General features: G+C 68.6%; 20 protein-coding genes. 13 read left to right on the forward strand and 7 right to left on the reverse strand.

Annotated elements, in window-relative coordinates; all coding sequences use genetic code 11:
• Positions 1-104: 104 nt before the first annotated feature.
• Positions 105-1,220 (reverse strand): alanine dehydrogenase, encoded by a 1,116-nt coding sequence (gene ald / locus DL991_RS33865; protein WP_125788422.1) that lies wholly within the window; start codon positions 1,218-1,220, stop codon positions 105-107.
• Between the two features lie 165 nt (positions 1,221-1,385).
• Here ald and DL991_RS33870 point away from each other — a divergent pair, with 165 nt between their 5' ends.
• From DL991_RS33870 to DL991_RS33880, 3 genes are all read left to right on the forward strand, one after another.
• Positions 1,386-2,327 carry a zinc-binding dehydrogenase gene (locus tag DL991_RS33870; protein ID WP_125788423.1) on the forward strand — a complete coding sequence of 314 codons (942 nt, stop codon included), beginning with the start codon at positions 1,386-1,388 and terminating at the stop codon, positions 2,325-2,327.
• Complete coding sequence (locus DL991_RS33875; RefSeq protein WP_125788424.1) at positions 2,327-2,746, forward strand: pyridoxamine 5'-phosphate oxidase family protein; 420 nt, start codon at positions 2,327-2,329, stop codon at positions 2,744-2,746. Before DL991_RS33870 ends, DL991_RS33875 begins: the two co-directional genes overlap by 1 nt.
• Before the next feature lie 117 nt (positions 2,747-2,863).
• Positions 2,864-3,091: a hypothetical protein gene (locus DL991_RS33880; RefSeq protein ID WP_005150660.1), complete on the forward strand. Its 228-nt coding sequence runs from the start codon at positions 2,864-2,866 to the stop codon at positions 3,089-3,091.
• A gap of 122 nt (positions 3,092-3,213) precedes the next feature.
• On the opposite strand, the gene DL991_RS33885 is transcribed toward DL991_RS33880, so the two are convergent.
• From DL991_RS33885 to DL991_RS33895, 3 genes are read right to left on the reverse strand one after another with little or no spacing between them, the layout of a single operon-like run.
• Positions 3,214-4,767 carry a CdaR family transcriptional regulator gene (locus DL991_RS33885; protein WP_125788425.1) on the reverse strand — a complete coding sequence of 518 codons (1,554 nt, stop codon included), beginning with the start codon at positions 4,765-4,767 and terminating at the stop codon, positions 3,214-3,216.
• A 36-nt stretch (positions 4,768-4,803) separates the two neighbouring features.
• Positions 4,804-5,241, reverse strand: coding sequence for a VOC family protein (locus tag DL991_RS33890; protein WP_125788426.1), 438 nt, complete (start codon positions 5,239-5,241; stop codon positions 4,804-4,806).
• A complete protein-coding gene (locus tag DL991_RS33895) occupies positions 5,238-5,588 on the reverse strand; it encodes a PadR family transcriptional regulator (RefSeq protein WP_125788427.1) in 351 nt (116 codons plus the stop codon). Before DL991_RS33895 ends, DL991_RS33890 begins: the two co-directional genes overlap by 4 nt.
• Before the next feature lie 56 nt (positions 5,589-5,644).
• Between DL991_RS33895 and DL991_RS33900 the strand changes: the two genes are divergently transcribed.
• From DL991_RS33900 to DL991_RS33910, 3 genes are all read left to right on the forward strand, one after another.
• Positions 5,645-6,043, forward strand: a complete 399-nt coding sequence (locus tag DL991_RS33900) for a VOC family protein (protein ID WP_125788428.1) — start codon at positions 5,645-5,647, stop codon at positions 6,041-6,043.
• Positions 6,044-6,121: 78 nt separating this feature from the next.
• On the forward strand, positions 6,122-7,423 hold the full coding sequence (locus DL991_RS33905; RefSeq protein WP_125788429.1) for a bifunctional o-acetylhomoserine/o-acetylserine sulfhydrylase: 1,302 nt from the start codon (positions 6,122-6,124) through the stop codon (positions 7,421-7,423).
• Positions 7,420-8,541 (forward strand): homoserine O-acetyltransferase, encoded by a 1,122-nt coding sequence (locus DL991_RS33910; protein WP_125788430.1) that lies wholly within the window; start codon positions 7,420-7,422, stop codon positions 8,539-8,541. The genes DL991_RS33905 and DL991_RS33910 overlap by 4 nt, the downstream gene beginning before the upstream one ends.
• A gap of 870 nt (positions 8,542-9,411) precedes the next feature.
• Here the strand turns inward: DL991_RS33910 and DL991_RS33915 are convergent.
• Together DL991_RS33915 and DL991_RS33920 are read right to left on the reverse strand one after the other, a co-directional pair.
• The gene (locus DL991_RS33915; RefSeq protein ID WP_125788431.1) at positions 9,412-9,909 is read right to left on the reverse strand and encodes a hypothetical protein; all 498 of its coding nucleotides are present in this window, start codon (positions 9,907-9,909) and stop codon (positions 9,412-9,414) included.
• 57 nt (positions 9,910-9,966) lie between these two features.
• Positions 9,967-10,557 (reverse strand): TetR/AcrR family transcriptional regulator, encoded by a 591-nt coding sequence (locus tag DL991_RS33920; RefSeq protein ID WP_199746466.1) that lies wholly within the window; start codon positions 10,555-10,557, stop codon positions 9,967-9,969.
• 151 nt (positions 10,558-10,708) lie between these two features.
• Here DL991_RS33920 and DL991_RS33925 point away from each other — a divergent pair, with 151 nt between their 5' ends.
• The 7 genes from DL991_RS33925 to DL991_RS33955 all read left to right on the forward strand — a co-directional run bounded on the left by DL991_RS33925 (position 10,709) and on the right by DL991_RS33955 (position 19,182).
• Positions 10,709-11,518, forward strand: coding sequence for an SGNH/GDSL hydrolase family protein (locus DL991_RS33925; protein ID WP_125788432.1), 810 nt, complete (start codon positions 10,709-10,711; stop codon positions 11,516-11,518).
• 148 nt (positions 11,519-11,666) lie between these two features.
• Positions 11,667-13,280 (forward strand): carboxyl transferase domain-containing protein, encoded by a 1,614-nt coding sequence (locus tag DL991_RS33930; protein WP_125788433.1) that lies wholly within the window; start codon positions 11,667-11,669, stop codon positions 13,278-13,280.
• A gap of 2 nt (positions 13,281-13,282) precedes the next feature.
• A complete protein-coding gene (locus DL991_RS33935) occupies positions 13,283-15,268 on the forward strand; it encodes a biotin carboxylase N-terminal domain-containing protein (RefSeq protein ID WP_125788434.1) in 1,986 nt (661 codons plus the stop codon).
• Positions 15,265-16,419 (forward strand): acyl-CoA dehydrogenase family protein, encoded by a 1,155-nt coding sequence (locus tag DL991_RS33940; protein WP_125788435.1) that lies wholly within the window; start codon positions 15,265-15,267, stop codon positions 16,417-16,419. The genes DL991_RS33935 and DL991_RS33940 overlap by 4 nt, the downstream gene beginning before the upstream one ends.
• 133 nt (positions 16,420-16,552) lie before the next feature.
• Complete coding sequence (locus DL991_RS33945; protein WP_125788436.1) at positions 16,553-17,059, forward strand: GNAT family N-acetyltransferase; 507 nt, start codon at positions 16,553-16,555, stop codon at positions 17,057-17,059.
• An 86-nt stretch (positions 17,060-17,145) separates the two neighbouring features.
• Positions 17,146-18,009 (forward strand): SDR family oxidoreductase, encoded by an 864-nt coding sequence (locus tag DL991_RS33950; RefSeq protein WP_125788437.1) that lies wholly within the window; start codon positions 17,146-17,148, stop codon positions 18,007-18,009.
• Between the two features lie 117 nt (positions 18,010-18,126).
• On the forward strand, positions 18,127-19,182 hold the full coding sequence (locus DL991_RS33955; RefSeq protein ID WP_125788438.1) for an alpha/beta fold hydrolase: 1,056 nt from the start codon (positions 18,127-18,129) through the stop codon (positions 19,180-19,182).
• Here the strand turns inward: DL991_RS33955 and DL991_RS33960 are convergent.
• Positions 19,146-20,183 (reverse strand): MASE1 domain-containing protein, encoded by a 1,038-nt coding sequence (locus tag DL991_RS33960; protein ID WP_233599157.1) that lies wholly within the window; start codon positions 20,181-20,183, stop codon positions 19,146-19,148. The two genes, DL991_RS33955 and DL991_RS33960, sit on opposite strands and share 37 nt — an antisense overlap.
• Positions 20,184-20,379 lie beyond the last annotated feature (196 nt).

Below are 20,379 nucleotides of genomic sequence, written 5' to 3' on the forward strand. Positions count from 1 at the left end.
GCCGCGAGGCGGGGATCCGGAGGCCGGAAAGGCGCAAAAAGGAGCGAGGGACCTTTGCGCACCGGGGTGGCAAAGGTCCCCCGCGTGGGAGAGTGGCTCGAGGGTCAGGCCAGGACGTCGGCCAGCTCCGTGGCGGGCAGGCCGTGCGCGGCGGCGACGGGGGCGTTCGTGAGGGCGCCCGCGTGCGTGTTGAGGCCCTTCGCCAGCGAAGCGTCGGCCTGCAGCGCCTTGTGCCAGCCGTGCTCCGCCAGCTGGACGGCGTACGGCAGTGTCACGTTGGTCAGCCCGTAGGTCGACGTCCGGGGCACCGCGCCCGGCATGTTCGCGACGCAGTAGAACACCGACTCGTGGACCGTGTAGGTCGGTTCGTCGTGTGTGGTCGGCCGCGAGTCGGCGAAGCAGCCGCCCTGGTCGATCGCGATGTCCACCAGCACACTGCCCGGGCGCATCCGCGAGACGAGTTCGTTCGAGACCAGCTTCGGCGCCTTCGCGCCGGGCACGAGCACCGCGCCGATGACCATGTCGGCCTCCAGCACGGACTGCTCGACCGACAGCGCGTTGGAGGTCACCGTGCGGATGCGGCCGCCGAAGTCGTTGTCGATCTGGCGGAGGCGGTCGACGTTGGTGTCGAGGATCTCGACGTCGGAGCCGAGGCCGAGCGCGACCCGCGCCGCGTTGAGGCCGGCGACACCGCCGCCGATCACGACCACGCGCGCCGGGTGGACGCCGGGGATGCCGCCGGGCAGCACGCCGCGGCCACCGCTCGGCTTCATCAGGGAGTACGCGCCCACCTGCGGCGCCAGTCGTCCGGCGACCTCGGACATCGGCGCGAGCAGCGGCAGCGCGCGGTTCGGGGTCTGGACCGTCTCGTACGCGATCGCGGTCGTGCCCGCGGCCAGCAGCGCGTCGGTCAGCGGACGGTCCGCGGCGATGTGCAGGTAGGTGAACAGCACCTGGTCGGCGCGCAGCCGCGGGTACTCCTCGGCGATCGGCTCCTTGACCTTGAGCACGAGTTCGCCCTCGGACCAGGTCTCCTCCGCCGTCGCGAGGATCTTCGCGCCCGCGGCGACGTACTCCTCGTCGGTGATGGAGGAGCCGAGGCCGGCGCCTGCCTCCACGAAGACGTCGTGGCCGCGCCCGGTCAGTTCGTGCACGCCCGCCGGGGTGAGCGCCACCCGGTATTCGTGCTTCTTGATCTCACGGGGGACGGCGATACGCACGGGATGCCTCCTGGCGGCGGGTCTGCGAACAAAGGTGCTGCCACTCACGGTGAGCCACCCGGACGGCGGTGTCATCGTGTGCGCGCGACAAGGTTGGACACCGATCATGGTTTTCCGGGCACAATCGCTTGACCTCCAGTGAACTGGAGCTTGCACCTTGGGCCCATGAGAGCCGTGTGGTTGAAAGAGTTCGGCGGGCCCGAAGTGCTCGTCGCGGGCGAGGCCCCGGATCCGGTACCCGCAGCGGGCCAGGTCCTGATCGAGGTGGCGTTCGCCAACATCACCTTCGTCGAGACGCAGTTCCGCGCCGGCGGGAGCGGGCCGTTTCGCGGCGAGCTGCCGATGATCCCGGGCAACGGCGTCGGCGGCGTGATCAGCGCGGTCGGGGACGGGGCCGACCTCGGCCTGGTCGGCAAGCGCGTCGTCACCTCGACCGGCGGTTCCGGGGCGTACGCGGAACGGGTCGCGGTCGCCGCCGAATCCGTCTTCGAGGTGCCGGACGGCCTGGCGCTCGACGCCGCGGTCGCGATCCTCGCCGACGGTCGCACGGCGACCGCGCTGGTGACCGCCGCGGGTATCCGGCCCGGGGAGCGGGTGCTGGTGGAGGCCGCGGCGGGCGGGGTCGGCGGGCTGGTCGTGCAGCTCGCCAAGGCCGCTGGCGCCGAGGTCGTCGGTGCGGCGGGTGGTCCGGAGAAGGCCGGGCACGTCCGGGAACGCGGCGCCGATCTGGCGGTCGACTACCGCGAGCCGGAGTGGGCGGCGAAGGCGGGCGAGGTCGACGTCGTGTTCGACGGGGTCGGCGGCGACATCGGGGCAACGTCGTTCGGGTTGCTCAGGCCCGGTGGCCGGATGCTGATCTACGGGCTTTCGAGTGGTTCGTGGACGGAGGTGTCCGAAGAGGACGCCGCCGCGCGCGGAGTCACGGTGATCCAGGGTCTCGGCGGTCCGGCCGAGATGCGGGCGTTCACCGAGTCCGCCCTCGCCGAAGCCGCCGCCGGACGGCTGGAACCCGTGATCGGTCAACGGTTCCCGCTCGAACGGGCGGCGGACGCGCACGCGGTCATGCAGTCGCGTGGCGCGATCGGCAAGACGTTGCTCGAGGTCTGATGTTCGACGTCGACGAATTCCTCGCCGGTCCGCTCACGGCCAGGGTCGCCGCTGCCGGGCCGACCGTGCGCCCGGCCTGGTACCTCTGGGAGAAGCGGGCTTTCTGGATCCTCACCGGACCGTGGGCGCGGCTGGCCGGCCTCGTCCGCGATTCGCCGTCGATCGCGGTGACCGTCGACGTGTGCGACGTCGGCACCGGTGTGGTGCGGCAAGTGCTCGCGCGCGGCGAAGCGGAGATCCTCCCCTTCGACGTCCCCCGTGGACAGCGGCTGCTGAGCCGGTATCTCGGGCCCGACGAGCACAAATGGGATGCGCGTTTTCGTTCGTACCTGCACGATGATCCCGAGGTGAAAGGGACCGTCTGGATCCGGATGGTGCCGAAGCGATTCGTCGCCGAAGACCTCGGTTATCGGGTGTGAAGCACGGCCGCGTTCGCTGGGGGTGGGCGCGGCCGTGCAACCTGCGAAACGGTAAATGCAGCACGATCGAGTCAAGATGTTGATCTTACTGGCCGGTAAGCTGCCATTCTGTTCCGCATGACAAATCAGGATTGGCGGCGGGAGCGGCGTGTCCGCACCGTCGATACCGAAGGCAATCCGGCCGATGTCGTCGTGGGCCTGGTCGAAACCCCGGGGCACGGCTACGAAGCCGCGTTGCGGGTCGACGGTGGCCCCGGTGTTCTTTTGCCGCTTTACCCCGGTGCCGATCTGCTCGCCGCGGTACGGCAGACCATTGAGGACGGATATCGCGCCAGCGCGCACTGAACCGTCGGATGTCAGGAAAGGGTCTTTCAGGACGTAAAACGTCTTGAAAGACCCTTTCCTGACGTCTGCGGACGGTTTTGTCGCACTACAAAGTGTTCGGTATCGAGCGGTTTGTAGTGGACTCAACTCCAGCGCAGTGAAACGAGTTGTGTGATCAGCGCCAGCCGGACGTCGGGATCGTCGAGATCCAGCGGGACGAGGTCGAGCAGCCGCCGCATCCGGTACCGCAGGGTGTTGGGATGGATCCGGAGTTCCTTCGCGGCCGCGCGCGGGTCTCCGGGATGCCGCAGCCATTGGTACAACGTGTCGACGTAGCCGCTCTCGTGGGCTTCGTCGTGCGCGCGCAACAGGCCGAGCGGGCCGAGCTCGGCGACCTTCGCGCTGCTCGCCGCCGTCGCTCCGCGGTGCAGCGAAAGGGCCGTCCACGCCTCGTCGAAGACCACGACGCGGCCGGGGACGAGCTTCGCGCGAAGCAGCCCCAGGGCCTCGTCGGCCTGGACGCGCGACCTCGCGAGCTCGCCGATTTCGCAGGCCGATCCCGCCGCGGCCCGTGGTGTCCCGCCCTTCCTCGACGACGGCAGGGCTTCGAGCGCGGTCCGGAGTTCGGCCCAGCCGTCGCCGTCCGGGACGACCGCGTAGAGCATGCCGCCGAGTTCCGTGGCCACCGGCCGCCTGCCGACGCCCTGCGAGATCCGTTCGAGGAGGGCGAGCCGCAGGCCCTCGTCGTCGCGGCCGTCGCCGCCGGCGACCTCGACGACCACGACGCGGTGCGGTTCTTCGGACAGGTCGAGTTCCGCGATCGCCTTGCGCGGGCTGGCGTTCCCTTCGAGTACCGCGCGCAGGAGTTCGGCCGAGACCCGGCGTTGTGAATCGGTGTGCGCGCGGCGGCGCAGCAGGTGCAGCGCGACGACGGGCGCCGCGTCGGCGAACGCGGCCGCGCGTTCGTCGGAGACCGGGCCCGCGACGACCGCCCACATCGACCCCAGCAGTTCGCCGCCCATCCGGATCGGCACGATGAGCCGGGGAAGCGTGCCGTCGCGTTGCGCGGGCACGAAGATCGTCTGCCGCCCACGGGATAGCTCGCGGAACACCCCTCGCGACCGGAACCGCGCGAGTACGTCGTCGGGGATGCGGCGGCCCATGATCGTGGACACGCGCGCCGAGTCGGTCAGATCCTGCCGGGCCGAGTACGCGAGCACCCGTGAGTTGGTGTCCTCGATGGTCACGGGCGCGTCGACCACCGAAGCGACGGCGTCCGCGAGCCGGAACAGGTCGCCGGAACCGGGGCCGCCGCCGTCCTCCAGCGCGTCCGACTCGTCGGCGAGAGCGTCGAGGACCGTCCTGAGCAGCCAGACGAGCTGGGCCCACGACGTCGCCGAGCGCACCTCGATCAACGCGATGTCCGCCGATTTCGCCGCCCGCTTCACCGAGGGTTTCGCCGCGAGCGGCGGCTTCAGCAGGACCGCGGCGGCACCTTTCGACGCGCTGACCTTGACGAGCTCGGCCGCGTCCGACGTCTCGGTGATCGCGACGCCGAGAACGAGGTCGCCCGCGGCGAGGGTGTTGCCGGGTTCGGCGATGACGACGTCACCGACGGCCGGGGACTCTTCGGGGACCTGGAGGGCGTGCAACAGCGTCGGACCGACTCGATCGACCACGCTCCGCACGGAAACCATGGGGCGATTGTCCAGCAGGTGGGACCCCGGCACACGTCAGACCTCGCGTGGCGTCCTCGCGTCGATGTCTTCGGGCGTGAACCGCTCTCGTTTGGTCGTCAGCGCCCATCGGTGCCCGTCGGGATCGACGATGCGGCCGTAACGCTCGCCGAAGAACATCTCCTCGACCGGCGCCTCCACCCGTGCGCCCGCGAACACCGCGCGCCGCACGAGGTCGTCGGGGTCCTCGGTCTCCAAGGTCAGGAGCATCGGCGTGCCGCCGAGGGTCGACGGCGCGAGCGCGTCCAGCTGAGGGATCTCCTGGCTCACCAGCAACCGCGCATCTCCGACGGCTAGCTCCACGAACAGCACGACGCCGTTCGGCAGTACGTTGCGGAACAGCTCCACGGCGCCGAACGCCTTTGCGTAGAAGGAAAGCGACGCGTCGACGTCCTTGACGAACAGATGCGGCGTCAAACCGAGCGCCCGGCTCACGCCGACTCCGCCCGCTTCAACAGCCCGGCCTGTCCGGCCACGGCGACGAGCCTGCTCAGGAACTCCGCCTCGCGGGCGGCGACCTCCCGGCCGGCGCGGGTCAGCCGGTAGTAGCGGCGGCGCGAGTCGTGCGGCTGGTCCTCGCTCGCGTCCGGGGCCTCTTCGACCAGGCCGTCGGCGACGAGCCGGGCGAGCGTCCGGTACAGCGTGCCCGGGCCGAGCTGGGCGGTACCGCCGCTCACCTCGTCGACGAAACCCATGATCGCGTAGCCGTGCGCGCGACCTTTCGCCAGCGCCAGCAGGGTCTGGAACGCCGCGGGGGTGAGCTGCGGGTTGCCGTCGGCCATCCGGGAAGCATACACTCCGATCTCGTTATATCCATGATGGATACAAGGAGTCGGGCATGGCGATTCAGGGCGTGCACAAGATCGTCGTCGGGGTGACCGACCAGGAACGGGCGAAGCGGTTCTGGTCCGAGGTCGTCGGGTTCGAGATCACCACCGATGTGCCCTACGACGACAAGGGGAACCGGTGGGTCGAGGTGACTTCGGCCGATGGCGCGACGGCGCTCGTCCTGAGCACCGCGCCGGAGGACCTCAAGCGGTTCGCAGTGCGGGACGAACTCCCGACGGGCAATTTCTTCTTCTACGCCGACGACATCGAAAAGACGTACGAGGAGCTTTCGGCGAAGGGCGTCGAATTCCCGGCGCGGCCGGAGAAGCAGCCGTGGGGCTGGTGGGCGATGTTCACCGACTCGGAGGGCAACCGGTTCGCACTTCAGGAAAAGAATCCCACCTCCTGAGAGTAGTTGGGTGCTCCGTTCGGCGGAGCTAGCTTCGGTGACAACAGCCGAAACCCTTGAACCGCTAGGAGAATCGCGATGAGCGCGGACGGATGGTCGTTCGAGACCAAGCAGATCCACGCGGGTGCGGCGCCGGACACCGCCACCGGCGCGCGGGCGACCCCGATCTACCAGACCACCTCGTACGTGTTCCGCGACAGCCAGCACGGCGCCGATCTCTTCAGCCTCGCCGAGCCCGGCAACATCTACACCCGGATCAACAACCCCACGCAGGACGTGCTGGAGCAGCGGCTCGCCGCGCTCGAAGGCGGCGTCGCGGCGCTGGCCTTCGCCTCCGGGAGCGCGGCCACGACGGCGGCCATCCTCAACCTCGCGAACGCGGGCGACCACTTCGTCTCCAGCCCGGCGCTCTACGGCGGCACCTACAACCTCTTCCACTACACACTGCCGAAGCTCGGTATCGAGGTCTCGTTCGTCGAGGACCAGGACGACATCGAGCAGTGGAAGGCGGCCGTCCGGCCCAACACCAAGCTGTTCTTCGCCGAGACGCTGGCAAACCCGGGCAGCAACGTGCTCGACATCCGCGCGGTCGCCGACGCCGCGCACGAATCCGGTGTTCCGCTGGTCGTGGACAACACGGTGCCGACGCCGTACCTCGTGCGCCCGATCGAGCACGGCGCCGACATCGTGGTCCACTCGGCGACCAAATACCTCGGCGGCCACGGCACCACGGTCGCCGGGGTGCTGGTCGACGGCGGCACCTTCGACTTCGGCAAGGACCCAGGGCGCTTCCCGGGCTTCAACGAGGCCGACCCGAGCTACCACGGCCTCAAGTACTGGGAGGCACTCGGCCCGGGCGCGTACGCCGCCAAGGCCCGTGTCCAGATCCTGCGTGACACCGGCGCCGCGATCGTGCCGCTGAACAGTTTCCTGATCCTGCAAGGGATCGAGACGCTTTCGCTGCGACTGGAGCGGCACGTGTCCAACGCGCAGGCGCTGGCCGAGTGGCTGGAGCAGCGCGACGAGGTCGAGAAGGTGTACTACGCCGGGCTGCCGTCGAGCCCGTACCACGAGGCCGCGAAGAAGTACCTGCCGAAGGGCGCCGGCGCGGTGCTGTCGTTCGACCTGCGCGGCGGTGCCGAAGTGGGACGGGCCTTTGTGGACGGTACGGAACTGCACAGTCAGCTGGTCAACATCGGCGACGTGCGCAGCCTGATCGTGCACCCGGCCTCGACGACGCACAGTCAGCTCACGCCCGAGGAGCAGGCGTCCAGCGGGGTCACGCCGGGTCTCGTGCGGCTCGCCGTCGGGCTGGAAGGGATCGAGGACCTCAAGGCCGATCTCGAGGCCGGATTCCGGGCGGCCAAGGCGGCTCTGTGACCCAGGCTTCCGATCTCCCTCCCGCCACCGGTGCGTGGCGGGAGGGAGATCCGCCCGGTCGGCGCCGGTTCGTCAGCGGCGTCCAGACGCTCGAAACCGGCGTCACGTTGCCTTTCACGCTCGCGTACGAGACCTGGGGAACACTGAACGCCAGTGCCTCCAACGCGATCCTCGTCGAGCACGCGCTGACCGGGGACAGCCACGCCGTCGGTCCCGCGGAGGAAGGCCACGTCAGCCCCGGCTGGTGGGACGGCCTGATCGGGCCGGGCAAGGCCATCGACACGGACACGTTCTTCGTCGTGGTCCCGAACGTGCTCGGCGGCTGCCAGGGCTCGACCGGACCTTCTTCGCCCCATCCGGACGGAAAGTCTTGGGGCAGCAGGTTTCCCGGCGTGACCGTGCGGGACCAGGTCGGCGCCGAAACCGTCCTCGCCGACGCGCTGGGCATCGGCCGGTGGGCCGCGGTGGCAGGCGGATCCATGGGCGGGATGCGCGCGCTGGAATGGGCGGTGAGCGAGCCGGACCGGGTCGAGGCACTGCTCGTCCTCGCGTCGACGGCGCAGGCGTCGGCCGACCAGATCGCCTGGGCGGCGCCGCAACTGCATGCCATCCGCGCCGATCCTGGCTGGCACGGCGGCGACTATCACGACATCCCCGGTGGTGGTCCGGACGCCGGTCTCGGCATCGCGCGCCGCATCGCGCACGCGACGTACCGCAGCGAAGCCGAACTGTCGCAACGCTTCGGCCGTCGGTACCAGGACGGAGAAGACCCCTTGCGCGGCGGACGGTTCGCCGTCGAGTCCTATTTGGACCATCACGCCGGGAAGCTTTCCCGCCGGTTCGACGCCGGCAGTTACGTGGTGCTCACCGAATCGATGAACACGCACGACGTCGGCCGAGGGCGGGGCGGCGCCGCGAACGCGCTCGGCCGGATCACCGCGCGCACGGTCGCGGCCGGAGTGGACAGTGACCGGCTGTACCCGCTGTACCAGTCGCGGGCCATCGCGGACGGGATCGACGGGGCGGAGTTCGCCGTCATCGCGTCGCCTTATGGGCACGATTCGTTCCTGATCGAGACCGAGCAGATCGGGCGGCTGGTGAAGCTGCTGCTGGGGTAGGCCGCGGTGCCTGGCGACGGTGCGCAAGTGCCGTTGCGAAAGCCACTTTCGCAACGTTGAAGGTTGCGAAAGTGGCTTTCGCAACGTGTTCCCGTCGGATCGCTTGCCCTGGCGCGCGTGAGCCGATCACGACCCCCGATAGTCCATAAAGGACGCCAAGATCTCTCTGCGTGTCCGATTTGGGTGCTTGCGCGGGGGCCGTGAGTGGCAATGATCGTTCTGGCGAGCCTCCTCTTAGGTGTCTACCGCGTGACCTGCGGCGCGTCTTGCGTGCTGCCTGGTTCGAAGTGCACGAAGGACCCCTTCCTGTGCCTAGGCGCAAGGATGGGGTCCTTCATGTACTGCCGCTGTAGCGCTGAGGTCCACGGTGGCGTTCCTGTCAGCCCGTGGCAGCGGGGCCGCCTCGGCCCCGGGCTGAGGGTGGCCCGGCGTGTAGTGAAGGACTCCTTCCCTACCCTGAGAGTAGGGAAGGGGCCCTTCACGGACCTGCGATCCCGACCCGCCGCCCGCCGTGGCTGCTTCAGTGCTCCCCGACGGCCCGGCGTCGAACTCTCATGTCGTGAAGGGCCCCTTTGAGACCTTCACCGTCTCAAAGGGGCATCAACCCCAGCCGGAACCCACGTAGGTACCTAAAACACGGTTCGCTCCAACCCTCATCGCTACTCGCGACCCTCCCGGCAAACCGCATAAATCGCTCAACTCGGGCACGGGCACCTCGGAAGCCGTCCCTTATGGACAGTCGGGACCGGCGTCTCTTCGGCGAGTCCCTGCTCCTGCGCGCCACGTTTGCCGCTAAGGCCATCTTGAGTCCCTTGAACGATCAGCCGCCCCAAGCCGTCGACAGGCGACACCCGGCTGGGCCAAGCCCGGCTAGTCCGCGACGGCGTCCGAGATCCACGGCGCCACCGGCAGGTCCCGGTCCAGGCATTCCACCGACAGCCGGATCGTCCAGCGCAGCGCCTGCAGCACCAGGCTGTCGACCTCGTCCGGCGCGGCGTTGGCGAGCGCGATCTCGACCTGTTCCTGCGCGGCCTCGCTGTTGCCGTGCACCTCGGCCAGCAGCGTGCGCACGGCCGTCCGCACGGGCGGGTCCGCCTGGTCGATCGAGACCTCTTCACCGTCCTCGTCGAACACCTGCACCTTGACCGGCGCGCTCCCGCCGTCGCCGAGAGTGGACACCATGGCGCTGCATTCGCCGAACAGCATCATCACGAGCTCTTTGGTCTCTTCGGAGCGGGCTTGGGGCTCGACGGCGGTCGGCGAGAGCTCGTCGAGCGCCTCGGCGTCCTCCCCGAGGCTGATCGCCACGAGCGCACGCTGCGCCTTTTCGACGAGCCTCCGCTCGTACTCGCTCCTGTCCGGCTCCACGTGCCTATCAAACACCAGAGGACGGAAAAGTGGGGATAGGCCGAAACCCGGACGTGGTCACTTCGCGGCGTGCAGTGCACCCAGCGCGAGACGGCAGAGCATCTCGGCGAGTTCGCTGTCACCGAGATGGCGGTTGTACGGTGTCGAGTTGATCAACCCGAAGACCGCGTGCGCCGCCGAGCGCGCCTGACGCTCGCCGATCCCGGGGACGGCGTCGCTGATCGCGCGCACCCAGACCTCGACGTACTGGCGTTGCAGGGCACGGACCTGTTTGCGGTCACTGTCGGTGAGGTTGGCGAGGTTGCGTTCCTGCACGGTGATCAACGCGGGATGCGCGAGCGCGAAGTCGACGTGAAAATTCACCAGTGCATCGAGAACCTCGCTCGGCTCGTCCCGCTGGCTCGCCCTCGCCGTCCCGCCGTCGAGCAGATAGCGGCTGATCGAGTTCAGCATCTCGCCGAGAATGGCGTCCTTGCTGCGGAAATGCCGGTACAGCGCCGGGCCGGAGATGCCGACGGCCGCGCCGATGTCGTCGATGCCGACGCCGTGGAACCCGTGGTGGGCGAAGAGCTCGGCGGCGGCGGACATGATCTGTTCACGCCTGTTCGCCTTCTCGCCGTTCACGAGTGGGGTGGGGTTCGCCGGCATCTGGCCATATTAAGGCCGTGTGTTAGCGAGCGCTAACACGTGGCCGTACTTCCAGCCTGGGCCAAGCGGGTTACCTGGGGAAATGACCCTTTTGCGTGGGGCTACCACCTGGTAATGCTGTGTCTCGTTAACTTGTCACGAAGGAGTGACCATGGCCGTCCCTGCTCGGATCAAAGCTCTTTCCTTCACTCGTTCAGTCGCGGCCCTGGGGGTCGCTGTCCTTGCCACCTTCGGTCTCGCGGGCACCGCTCAAGCGGCGACCAACTACGTGGCGCTCGGTGACTCGTACTCTTCCGGCGTCGGTGCCGGCAGCTACGGGAACTCGGGCGACTGCATGCGCAGTGCCAACGCCTATCCCCAGCTGTGGGCCAACGCCCACGCCGGGACCACGTTCAAGTTCGTCGCGTGCTCGGGGGCGCGCACCGGCGACGTCCTCAACCAGATCGCGAACGTCACCTCCAGCGCCACGCTGGTGACGGTCTCGGTCGGCGGCAACGACGCCGGGTTCGCCGACGTCATGACCACCTGCACCACCGGCAGCGACCAGACCTGCATCAACCGGGTCAACACCGCGAAGACCTACGTGAACAACACGCTTCCCGGGCTGCTGAACAACGTCTACAGCAAGATCAAGGCGAAGGCGCCCGGCGCGAAGCTGGTCGTGCTCGGATACCCGCGCTTCTACACGGTGCCGGGTTCGTGCTCGGTCGGGCTGAGCGACACCAAGCGCACGGCGATCAACTCGGGTTCCGACACGCTCGCGTCGGTGCTCTCGGCCCGCGCCGCCGCGAACGGCGCGAAGTTCGTCGACGTGCGGGGTGCCTTCACCGGGCACAACATCTGCTCGTCGGCCAACGATTACCTGCACAGCCTCACCTGGCCGATCGTGAACTCGTACCACCCGACGGTCGCCGGTCAGCGGGGCGGCTACTACAACCCGCTGGTCTCCGCGATCGGCTGATCGTTTCGCGCGTGAAGGCCCCCTTCCCTCGGCTGACCCGAGGGAAGGGGGCCTTCACGCGCTTCGAGGAGTGCGGTGGACAGAGCGGGTTAGTGGGCGTTAACCTACGAGGGCAAGTTAACGACGGCTAACTTGGCGACGAGGAGCCATGGACACACCCGTACTGAGCACTTCGGCCGATCCGGGCAGCGACGAGTACGCCCGCAGCGTCACCTCCCATGCCGAGCTGGTCGAAGACCTGCGCAAGCGGCTCGCCGCCGCCCGGCTCGGGGGCCCGGAGAAATCCCGCACCCGCCACGTCGAGCGGGGCAAACTCCTGCCACGCGACCGGGTCGACACCCTCCTCGACCCGGGTTCGCCGTTCCTGGAGCTGTCCCCGCTGGCCGCCACCGGACTGTACGACGACGAAGCGCCGTCGGCCGGGATCATCACCGGGATCGGGCGGGTCTCCGGCCGCGAATGCGTGATCGTCGCCAACGACGCCACGGTCAAGGGCGGCACCTACTACCCGATGACCGTCAAGAAACACCTGCGTGCGCAAGAGGTCGCGCTGCACAACAATCTGCCGTGCGTCTACCTGGTGGACTCCGGCGGCGCGTTCCTGCCGAGGCAGGACGAGGTCTTCCCGGATCGTGAGCACTTCGGCCGGATCTTCTACAACCAGGCCACGATGTCCGCACGCGGCATCCCGCAGATCGCCGCGGTGCTCGGCTCCTGCACGGCGGGCGGCGCCTACGTCCCCGCGATGAGCGACGAAGCGGTCATCGTGCGGAACCAGGGCACGATCTTCCTCGGCGGCCCGCCGCTGGTGAAGGCCGCGACGGGCGAGGTCGTCACGGCCGAGGAGCTCGGCGGTGGCGACGTCCACTCGCGCCTGTCCGGCGTCACCGACCACTTGGCCGAGGACGACGCCGATGCCCTGCGCATCGTTCGCTCGATCGTGTCGACTTTGGGCCCGCGGACGCCACGCCCGTGGGACGTCCTCCCGACGGAGGCCCCGGCCGCCGACCCGAACGAGTTGTACGGCGTCGTCCCGACCGACCCGCGCGTGCCGTACGACGTCCGCGAGGTCATCGCGAGGATCGTCGACGGCAGCCGGTTCGGCGAGTTCAAGAAGGAGTACGGCTCGACGCTGGTCACCGGATTCGCCAGGATCCACGGTCACCCCGTCGGCATCATCGCGAACAACGGCGTGCTGTTCGCCGAGTCCGCGATGAAGGGCGCGCACTTCATCGAACTCTGCGACAAACGCTCGATCCCGCTGCTGTTCCTCCAGAACATCACCGGTTTCATGGTCGGTAAGGCCTACGAGGCGGGCGGCATCGCCAAGCACGGCGCGAAGATGGTCACCGCGGTGGCCTGTGCGCGCGTGCCGAAGCTGACCGTCGTCATAGGCGGCTCGTTCGGCGCGGGCAACTATTCGATGTGCGGCCGAGCGTACTCGCCGCGGTTCCTGTGGATGTGGCCGAACGCGCGGATCTCGGTGATGGGTGGCGAGCAGGCGGCGTCGGTGCTTTCGACGGTCCGCCGCGACGCCATCGAGGCTCGCGGTGGCGAATGGTCCACAGAGGACGAAGAAGCCTTCAAGGATCCGATCCGCGACCAGTACGAGGCGCAGGGCAGCCCGTACTACTCGACGGCGCGGCTGTGGGACGACGGAGTGATCGATCCGGCGGACACCCGCACGGTGCTCGGCCTCGCGCTTTCCGCGACGGCCAACGCGCCCTTGTCCGATGTCAACTACGGCGTCTTCAGGATGTGAGCATGTTCGACACGGTTCTGGTCGCCAACCGCGGCGAGATCGCGGTCCGCGTGATCCGCTCGCTGCGGGGGCTCGGCATCCGTTCGGTCGCGGTGTACAGCGACGCGGACGCCGACGCCCGGCATGTCCGGGAGGCGCACACCGCCGTCCGCATCGGCCCGGCCGAAGCGGCGAAGAGCTACCTGTCCATCCCGGCGATCGTCCAGGCGGCGGTCGACACGGGCGCGCAGGCGGTCCATCCCGGTTACGGCTTCCTCGCGGAGAACGCGGAATTCGCCCGCGCCTGCGCCGAGGCGGGTCTGGTCTTCATCGGCCCTCCGGTCGAGGCGATCGACGCCATGGGCGACAAGATCCGCGCCAAGGCGACGGTGTCCGAGGCCGGTGTCCCGGTGGTACCCGGAGCGTCCGATGTGGACATTCCGGAAGGCGGTTTCGCCGCCGCCGCGGAGAAGGTCGGGTTCCCGCTGCTGATCAAGCCGTCCGCCGGTGGCGGCGGCAAGGGGATGCGGCTGGTCAACGAGCTGTCCGAATTGGACGCTGCCGTCGAGTCCGCCCGCCGTGAGGCCAAGGGTTCCTTCGGTGACGACACGCTGCTCATGGAGCGGTTCGTCACCACGCCGCGCCATATCGAGATCCAGGTGCTCGCCGACACGCACGGCAACGTGATCCACCTCGGTGAGCGCGAATGCAGTCTTCAGCGTCGGCACCAGAAGATCATCGAAGAGGCGCCGTCCGTGCTCCTCGACGAAGCCACGCGCGCGAAGATGGGCGCGTCCGCGGTCGAGGCCGCGCGCTCGGTGGGCTATGTCGGCGCGGGCACGGTCGAGTTCATCGTGTCGGCCACCGCGCCCGACGAGTTCTTCTTCATGGAGATGAACACCCGCCTGCAGGTCGAGCATCCGGTGACCGAGCTGGTGACCGGGCTCGACCTCGTCGAGTGGCAGGTCAAGATCGCCGCCGGTGACGTGCTCACCGTGTCGCAGGACGACGTCCGGCTGGACGGCCACGCCGTCGAAGCCCGCGTCTACGCCGAAGACCCCGCTCGCGGTTTCATCCCGACGGGTGGAACCGTGCTCGCGGTCCACGAACCGTCCGGCGAGGGTGTGCGCGTCGACTCGTGGATGAGCGAAGGCGCGGTCATCGGCTCGAACTACGACCCGATGCTCGCCAAGGTCATCGCCTGGGGCCCGGACCGCGCGGCCGCGTTGCACCGGCTCGACCTTGCGCTCGCGGACACCGCATTGCTCGGCGTCGGCACGAACATCGCCTTCCTGCGCGGGCTCCTCGCCGACGGCGACGTTCGCGACGGCAAGCTCGACACCGGGCTCGTCGATCGCCGACTGTCCACTTTGGTCTCCGAAGAAGTGCCGCCGGAATTCTTCGTGGCGGCAGCGCTCGACAGACTGCTTTCCTTGCAGCCGCAGGGTTCCGTCGTCGATCCGTGGGATGTTCCCGACGGCTGGCGGCTCGGATCCTCCGGCGGTATCGACTTCGCGCTGAAGTCGGGAAGCTCCGAAGTCGTCGTGCGGGTGCAGGGCACCCCGGCGAACGCGCTCGTCAGCGTCGACGGCGCCGAGCCGGTCCGCGTTTCCGCGCGACGCGAGGGAGACCTGCTGGAAGTCCGGCATCCCACCGGTTTCCACCGGTACCGGCACGCCGCCGGGACCGGAAGGACCGTGTGGCTCGCGCGTGACGGTCACAGCTTCGCGATCGGCGAGCGCGAAAGGCTGCGTTCGGCCGCGGGCGCCGCGGGTGGCGCCGGACCGGTCACCAGTCCGATGCCCGGAACCGTGCTGGTGGTCAAGGCCGCCGCCGGTGACGTGGTGAGCGCCGGGACGCCGCTCGTGGTCGTCGAGGCGATGAAGATGGAGCACACGATCACCGCGCCGATCGACGGCGTGGTCAGCGAACTCCCCGTCCGGGTGGGCCAACAGGTCGCGCTGGACGAGACGGTAGCCGTTGTGACACCCCAAAAGGATGGCCAATGATCGACTTTCGACTGGATGACGAGTACGAGGCGCTGCGCAAGACGGTCGAGGAATTCGCGCGCTCCGAGGTCGCCCCGGTCATCGGCGACCTCTACGAACGGGAGGAGTTCCCGTACGAGATCGTCGCGAAGATGGCCGAGATGGGCCTGTTCGGCCTGCCCTTCCCCGAGGAGTACGGCGGCATGGGCGGCGACTACTTCGCGCTCTGCTTGACCTTGGAGGAACTGGCGCGCGTCGATTCCTCGGTCGCGATCACCGTCGAGGCCGGTGTTTCCCTTGGCGCCATGCCGATCCACCGGTTCGGCACCGAGGAGCAGAAGCGGAAGTGGCTCCCGGAGTTGTGCGCCGGCACCGCGCTCGGCGCCTTCGGGCTCACCGAACCCGGCGGCGGCTCGGACGCCGGCGCCACCCGCACGCGCGCGAAACTCGACGGCGACACCTGGGTGATCAACGGCAGCAAGTCGTTCATCACCAACTCCGGCACCGACATCACGAAACTGGTCACGGTCACCGCCGTCACCGACGTGAAGGAGAACGGCCGCAAGGAGATCTCGGCGATCATCGTGCCGTCCGGTACGCCGGGCTTCGCCGTCGCGCCGAAGTACTCCAAGGTCGGCTGGAACTGCTCGGACACGCACGAACTCTCGTTCGACGACGTCCGCGTCCCGGCCGAGAACCTGGTCGGGGAACGCGGCCGCGGTTACGCCCAGTTCCTGTCTATTTTGGACGAAGGTCGCGTCGCGATCGCCGCGCTGAGCGTCGGGCTCGCGCAGGGCTGCGTCGACGAATGCCTGCGGTATGTCAAGGAACGCGAGGCGTTCGGGCACAAGATCGGTGAATACCAGGCGATCCAGTTCAAGATCGCCGACATGGAGGTGCGCACGCATACCGCGCGGCTGGCGTACTACGCGGCGGCGTCGAAGATGCTGCGCGGTGAGCCGTTCAAGAAGGAGGCGTCGATCGCGAAGCTCGTCGCGTCGAACGCCGCCATGGACAACGCACGCGAGGCGACGCAGATCTTCGGCGGGTACGGCTTCATGAACGAGTTCCCGGTGAGCCGTTTCTACCGGGACGCGAAGATCCTCGAGATCGGGGAGGGGACTTCGGAGGTGCAGCGGATGCTGATCGCACGGCATCTCGGCGTCGCCTGACCCGTAACTCGCGTGATTGAAGGCGTAACTCGCGTGATTGAAGCCGTACCGGCTCCGATCACGCGAGTTACGCCTCCGATCACGCGAGTTACGCCTTGACGCGCGCGTCCTCGCGATGTTGTAGAACGGAAGCATGAGCGATTTCGTCATCCGCAAGGGTGGTTCTGGGGACTTCCAAACGCTGCTGGACATGTTCGACGAGGTCGTCGCGTGGCTGGCCGGACGCGGCAGCGCGGGGCAGTGGGGGTCCGAGCCGTGGTCCACGATCCCGAAGCGGATCGAGCGGGTGCGCGGGATGGCCGACGGGCCCGGGCTGTACATCGCCGAGGTCGATGGCCAGGCGGCCGGGGCGACCATTCTCGGTGACCGTTTTCCGCACGTTTCGCCGGTCGACGAACCGGAGATCTACCTCGGCCTGCTGCTGACCTCGCGCCGGTTCACGGGCCACCGGGTCGGCTCGCGGCTGATCGAGTTCGCGCTGGCCGAAGCGCGGGAACGCGGCATCGGGCTGGTGCGGGTCGACTGCTGGGCCGGTGGCGACGGCGACCTTCAGCGTTACTACGAGAGCCAGGGCTTCAAGCCGACGGAACGTTTCGACGTCAAGGGCTGGATCGGGCAGGTGTTCGAGCAGCGCCCGTAGGACTGGCGTCCGCGCGGCTTCCGGTGCACCATAGTTGACACATCGCCAACAGTGCCCCGGACAGCGAAGTCGCAGAGGAGACCGGCATGGCCAAGCGTGAACGTTCCCTGGCAGGCAAGGTCGTCGTGATCACCGGAGCGGCGCAGGGCATCGGGGCCAGTACCGCGACGGCACTGTCCCGGCTCGGTGCCAAGGTGGTCATCGGCGACCTGGACCAGGTCCTCGCCGAGAAGACCGCCGCCGAACTGGGCGCGGAGGCGCTGCCGCTCGACGTCACCGACACGCGCGGCTTCACCGAGTTCCTCGACGAGGTCGAGCGGCGCGTCGGCCCGATCGACGTGCTGATCAACAACGCGGGCATCATGCCGCTCGCGCCGCTCGAAGAAGAGGACGACGCCGCGACCCGCAGGCTGCTCGAGATCAATCTGCACGCGGTCATCCACGGCACCAGGGAAGCCGTGAAGCGGATGCGCCCGCGTGGCACCGGCCACATCGTCAACATCGCCTCGATGGCGGGCAAGGCCGGCTTCCCCGGCGCCGCCACCTACTGCGCGACGAAACACGCCGTCGTCGGGTTGTCGGAATCGGTGCATCTGGAATTGCACGGAACGGGCGTGCTGGTCTCCTGCGTGATGCCCGCGGTGGTCCGCACGGAACTGGCCAGCGGGCTCGGCGAGGCGAAGTTCTTCAAGTCGGTGCAGCCGGAAGATGTGGCGCAGGCCATTGTCGATGCGTTACGCCGTCCCAAGTTCGACGTCTTCGTTCCCACGTCGCTGGACGCCATGGGCAGGATCACACGACTGCTTCCGCGCCGTCTCGGCGAGGGACTGCTCCGCGCGCTCGGCGGCGACAAGATTCTGTCCTCCGCAACGCATTCCAGTGCTCGCGCGGAGTACGAATCGCGTGCCGCGCGGAGCGCCCCGGCGGCGGAAAAGGACGCCGATTCTTAACTCGTACGGCCTAGCAACTGTCCGAAATGGACGGCCTGTGGCGGCCGGGGTGTTGAGTCGTGCGCTCCCAAGCGGCAAGATTACGTCTTACCGCGTTGATTCCTCAGGAGGCACACCATGGCCACACCCCCGGCACGGCTCGCCGCCGCCGCGTCGAACGTCGTCGGGAAGGTGCTGCACGGTGGGGTCGCCGATCTTCGCCCGGTGCCGCGTGTCCTGATCGACCAGGGCCCGAACCGTTCGCTGTACCGGCTGACGAACGGCAAGGCCCCGGCGTCGGGCCCGCCGGTGCTGCTGGTGCCGCCGCTGGCCGCGCCCGCGCTGTGCTTCGACCTGCGCCGCGGGTGCAGCCTCGCCGAGCACCTGGTCGACGGCGGCCGCAACACGTACCTGGTCGACTACGGGAACGTCGCGTTCTCCGACCGGCGCCTCGGCATCGAGCACTGGATCGAGGAAGTGCTCCCGCGCGCGATCCGCAAGGTCAGCGAGGACTCCGGCGGCCAGGGCGTGCACGTCGTCGCCTGGTGCCTCGGCGGGATCTTCTCCCTCCTGACCACCGCGGACCAGCCCGATCTGCCGATCGCGTCGATCGCGACCATCGCGTCGCCGTTCGACTTCACCGCGATCCCGCTGATCGCCCCGTTCCGCCCGCTGGTGGACCTCACCGGCGGCCACCTGCTGACCCCGTTCTACCGGGCGCTCGGCGGCGCACCGTCCTATTTGGTCAGCCGGGTCTTCCGGGCGACCGGGATCAGCAAGGAGATCACCAAACCCCTTGCCATCCTGAAGAATCTCGACGACCGGGACTACCTGGCGCAGATCGAGGCCGTCGACCACTTCATGGACAACATGATCGCCTACCCCGGGCGGACGTTCGGCCAGATCTACCACCGGTTCTTCCGCGCCAACGATCTCGCCGAGGGCACGGTGGACCTCAACGGCCGCATCATCGCGCTGTCCGGGGTCAAGGTGCCGACGCTGGTCATCGCCGGGCAGAACGACACGATCGCCCCGCGTGCGGCCGTCGAACGGCTCACCGAGCTGCTGGACAACTCACCGTCGGTGACCTTCGAGACCGCGCCCGGCGGGCACCTTGGCGTGCTGACCGGACGGAAGGCGCGCGGGACCACGTGGCGCTACCTCGACCGCTTCCTCGACGAACAGGCCGCCTGAGCCTCGGCGTCCTTGCGCTGGGAAATGGCGCTGCGCAGCGACTGGCGTGGCGCGATCAGCTCCACCATTTCCGTGATCCGGCGCCAGGCGTCGGTGAGCTCGGCGGTCGCGCGATCGCGTTGCAGGACGATCGTGGACAACACGAGCGCCGTCAGCCCGACAGTGGCGTCGAAGGCCTGGACGTGCAGCATCCGGGCGGCCAGCTCGTAGGAACCGTAGGGGCCGCGCCCGTGTATGGCGGCGACGATCGTGAAGGTGCAGACGCACAAGGAGCACATCAGCGCCCCTGCCTGCCGGAACCGCAGCGCCGCCCAGACGAGCACCGGGAAGACCACGAACAGCTTGGCCGGAGTGGTGGACGCGAGGAGCGCCGTGCCGGTGGCCACGACCGCCAGCGCGATCGCTTCGCCCCAGCGCGCCACGGAGACCCGCGTCGGCAGACGGAACCTCGGCGCCAGGAGCAGCAACGGCGTGATCGTCAGGACGCCCATCGCGTCGCCGGTCCACCACACGAGCGCCGTCGCCCAGAATTCCCCGGAAACCAGTGCGCCGTCGAGGACCAGTACACCGGTGCCCAGCACCGCGCTGACGGCGGTGCCGCCGATCGCCCCGACCACCACCAGGAGGACGGCGTCGGGAAGCCGGTCGAGCCGGTTGCGGCCACCCAGCCGCCGCATCACCGCGTAGGCCAGCATCGGGCCGATCGTGTTGCCCGACGAGATCACCAAGACCGCGGCCGTCGAGGGGCCGATCGCGATGTTCGTGAGGAGGGCGCCGAGAAAGATCCCCGGCCAGAACCGAGGACCGAGCAGCATCGGCACCGCCAGCGCGACCCCGGCCGCGGGCCACAGTGGCGAGATCTGCTCCCGCACGATCGCCCACTGGATTCCGATCTGGCCGGTCGCGAAATAGCAGGCCGTCACGGCGAGGACGACGAGACACCAGCGTGCGACAGGGGAGAGCTGTCGAGCGGCGAGCCTCATCGCGACTCCGGGCTTCACGGACGGGGAGGGTTCGAGAGTACCTCTGCCCGGTCGTCGCGGTGGTTCACTTGATGGTGTTGTCGTAATGGCGGAGTTCGTTGGGAATAAACGAAAAAAGGGCCCGTGCAGCTGCACGGGCCCCTTCACGGCACTGTTGCGCGTCCTCAAGGTGTTTCCTCTGCGCCGGCGACAGTGGGTGTGTCTACTCGGGAGA

This window comes from Amycolatopsis sp. WAC 01375, from assembly GCF_003947325.1.
Lineage (GTDB): Bacteria > Actinomycetota > Actinomycetes > Mycobacteriales > Pseudonocardiaceae > Amycolatopsis.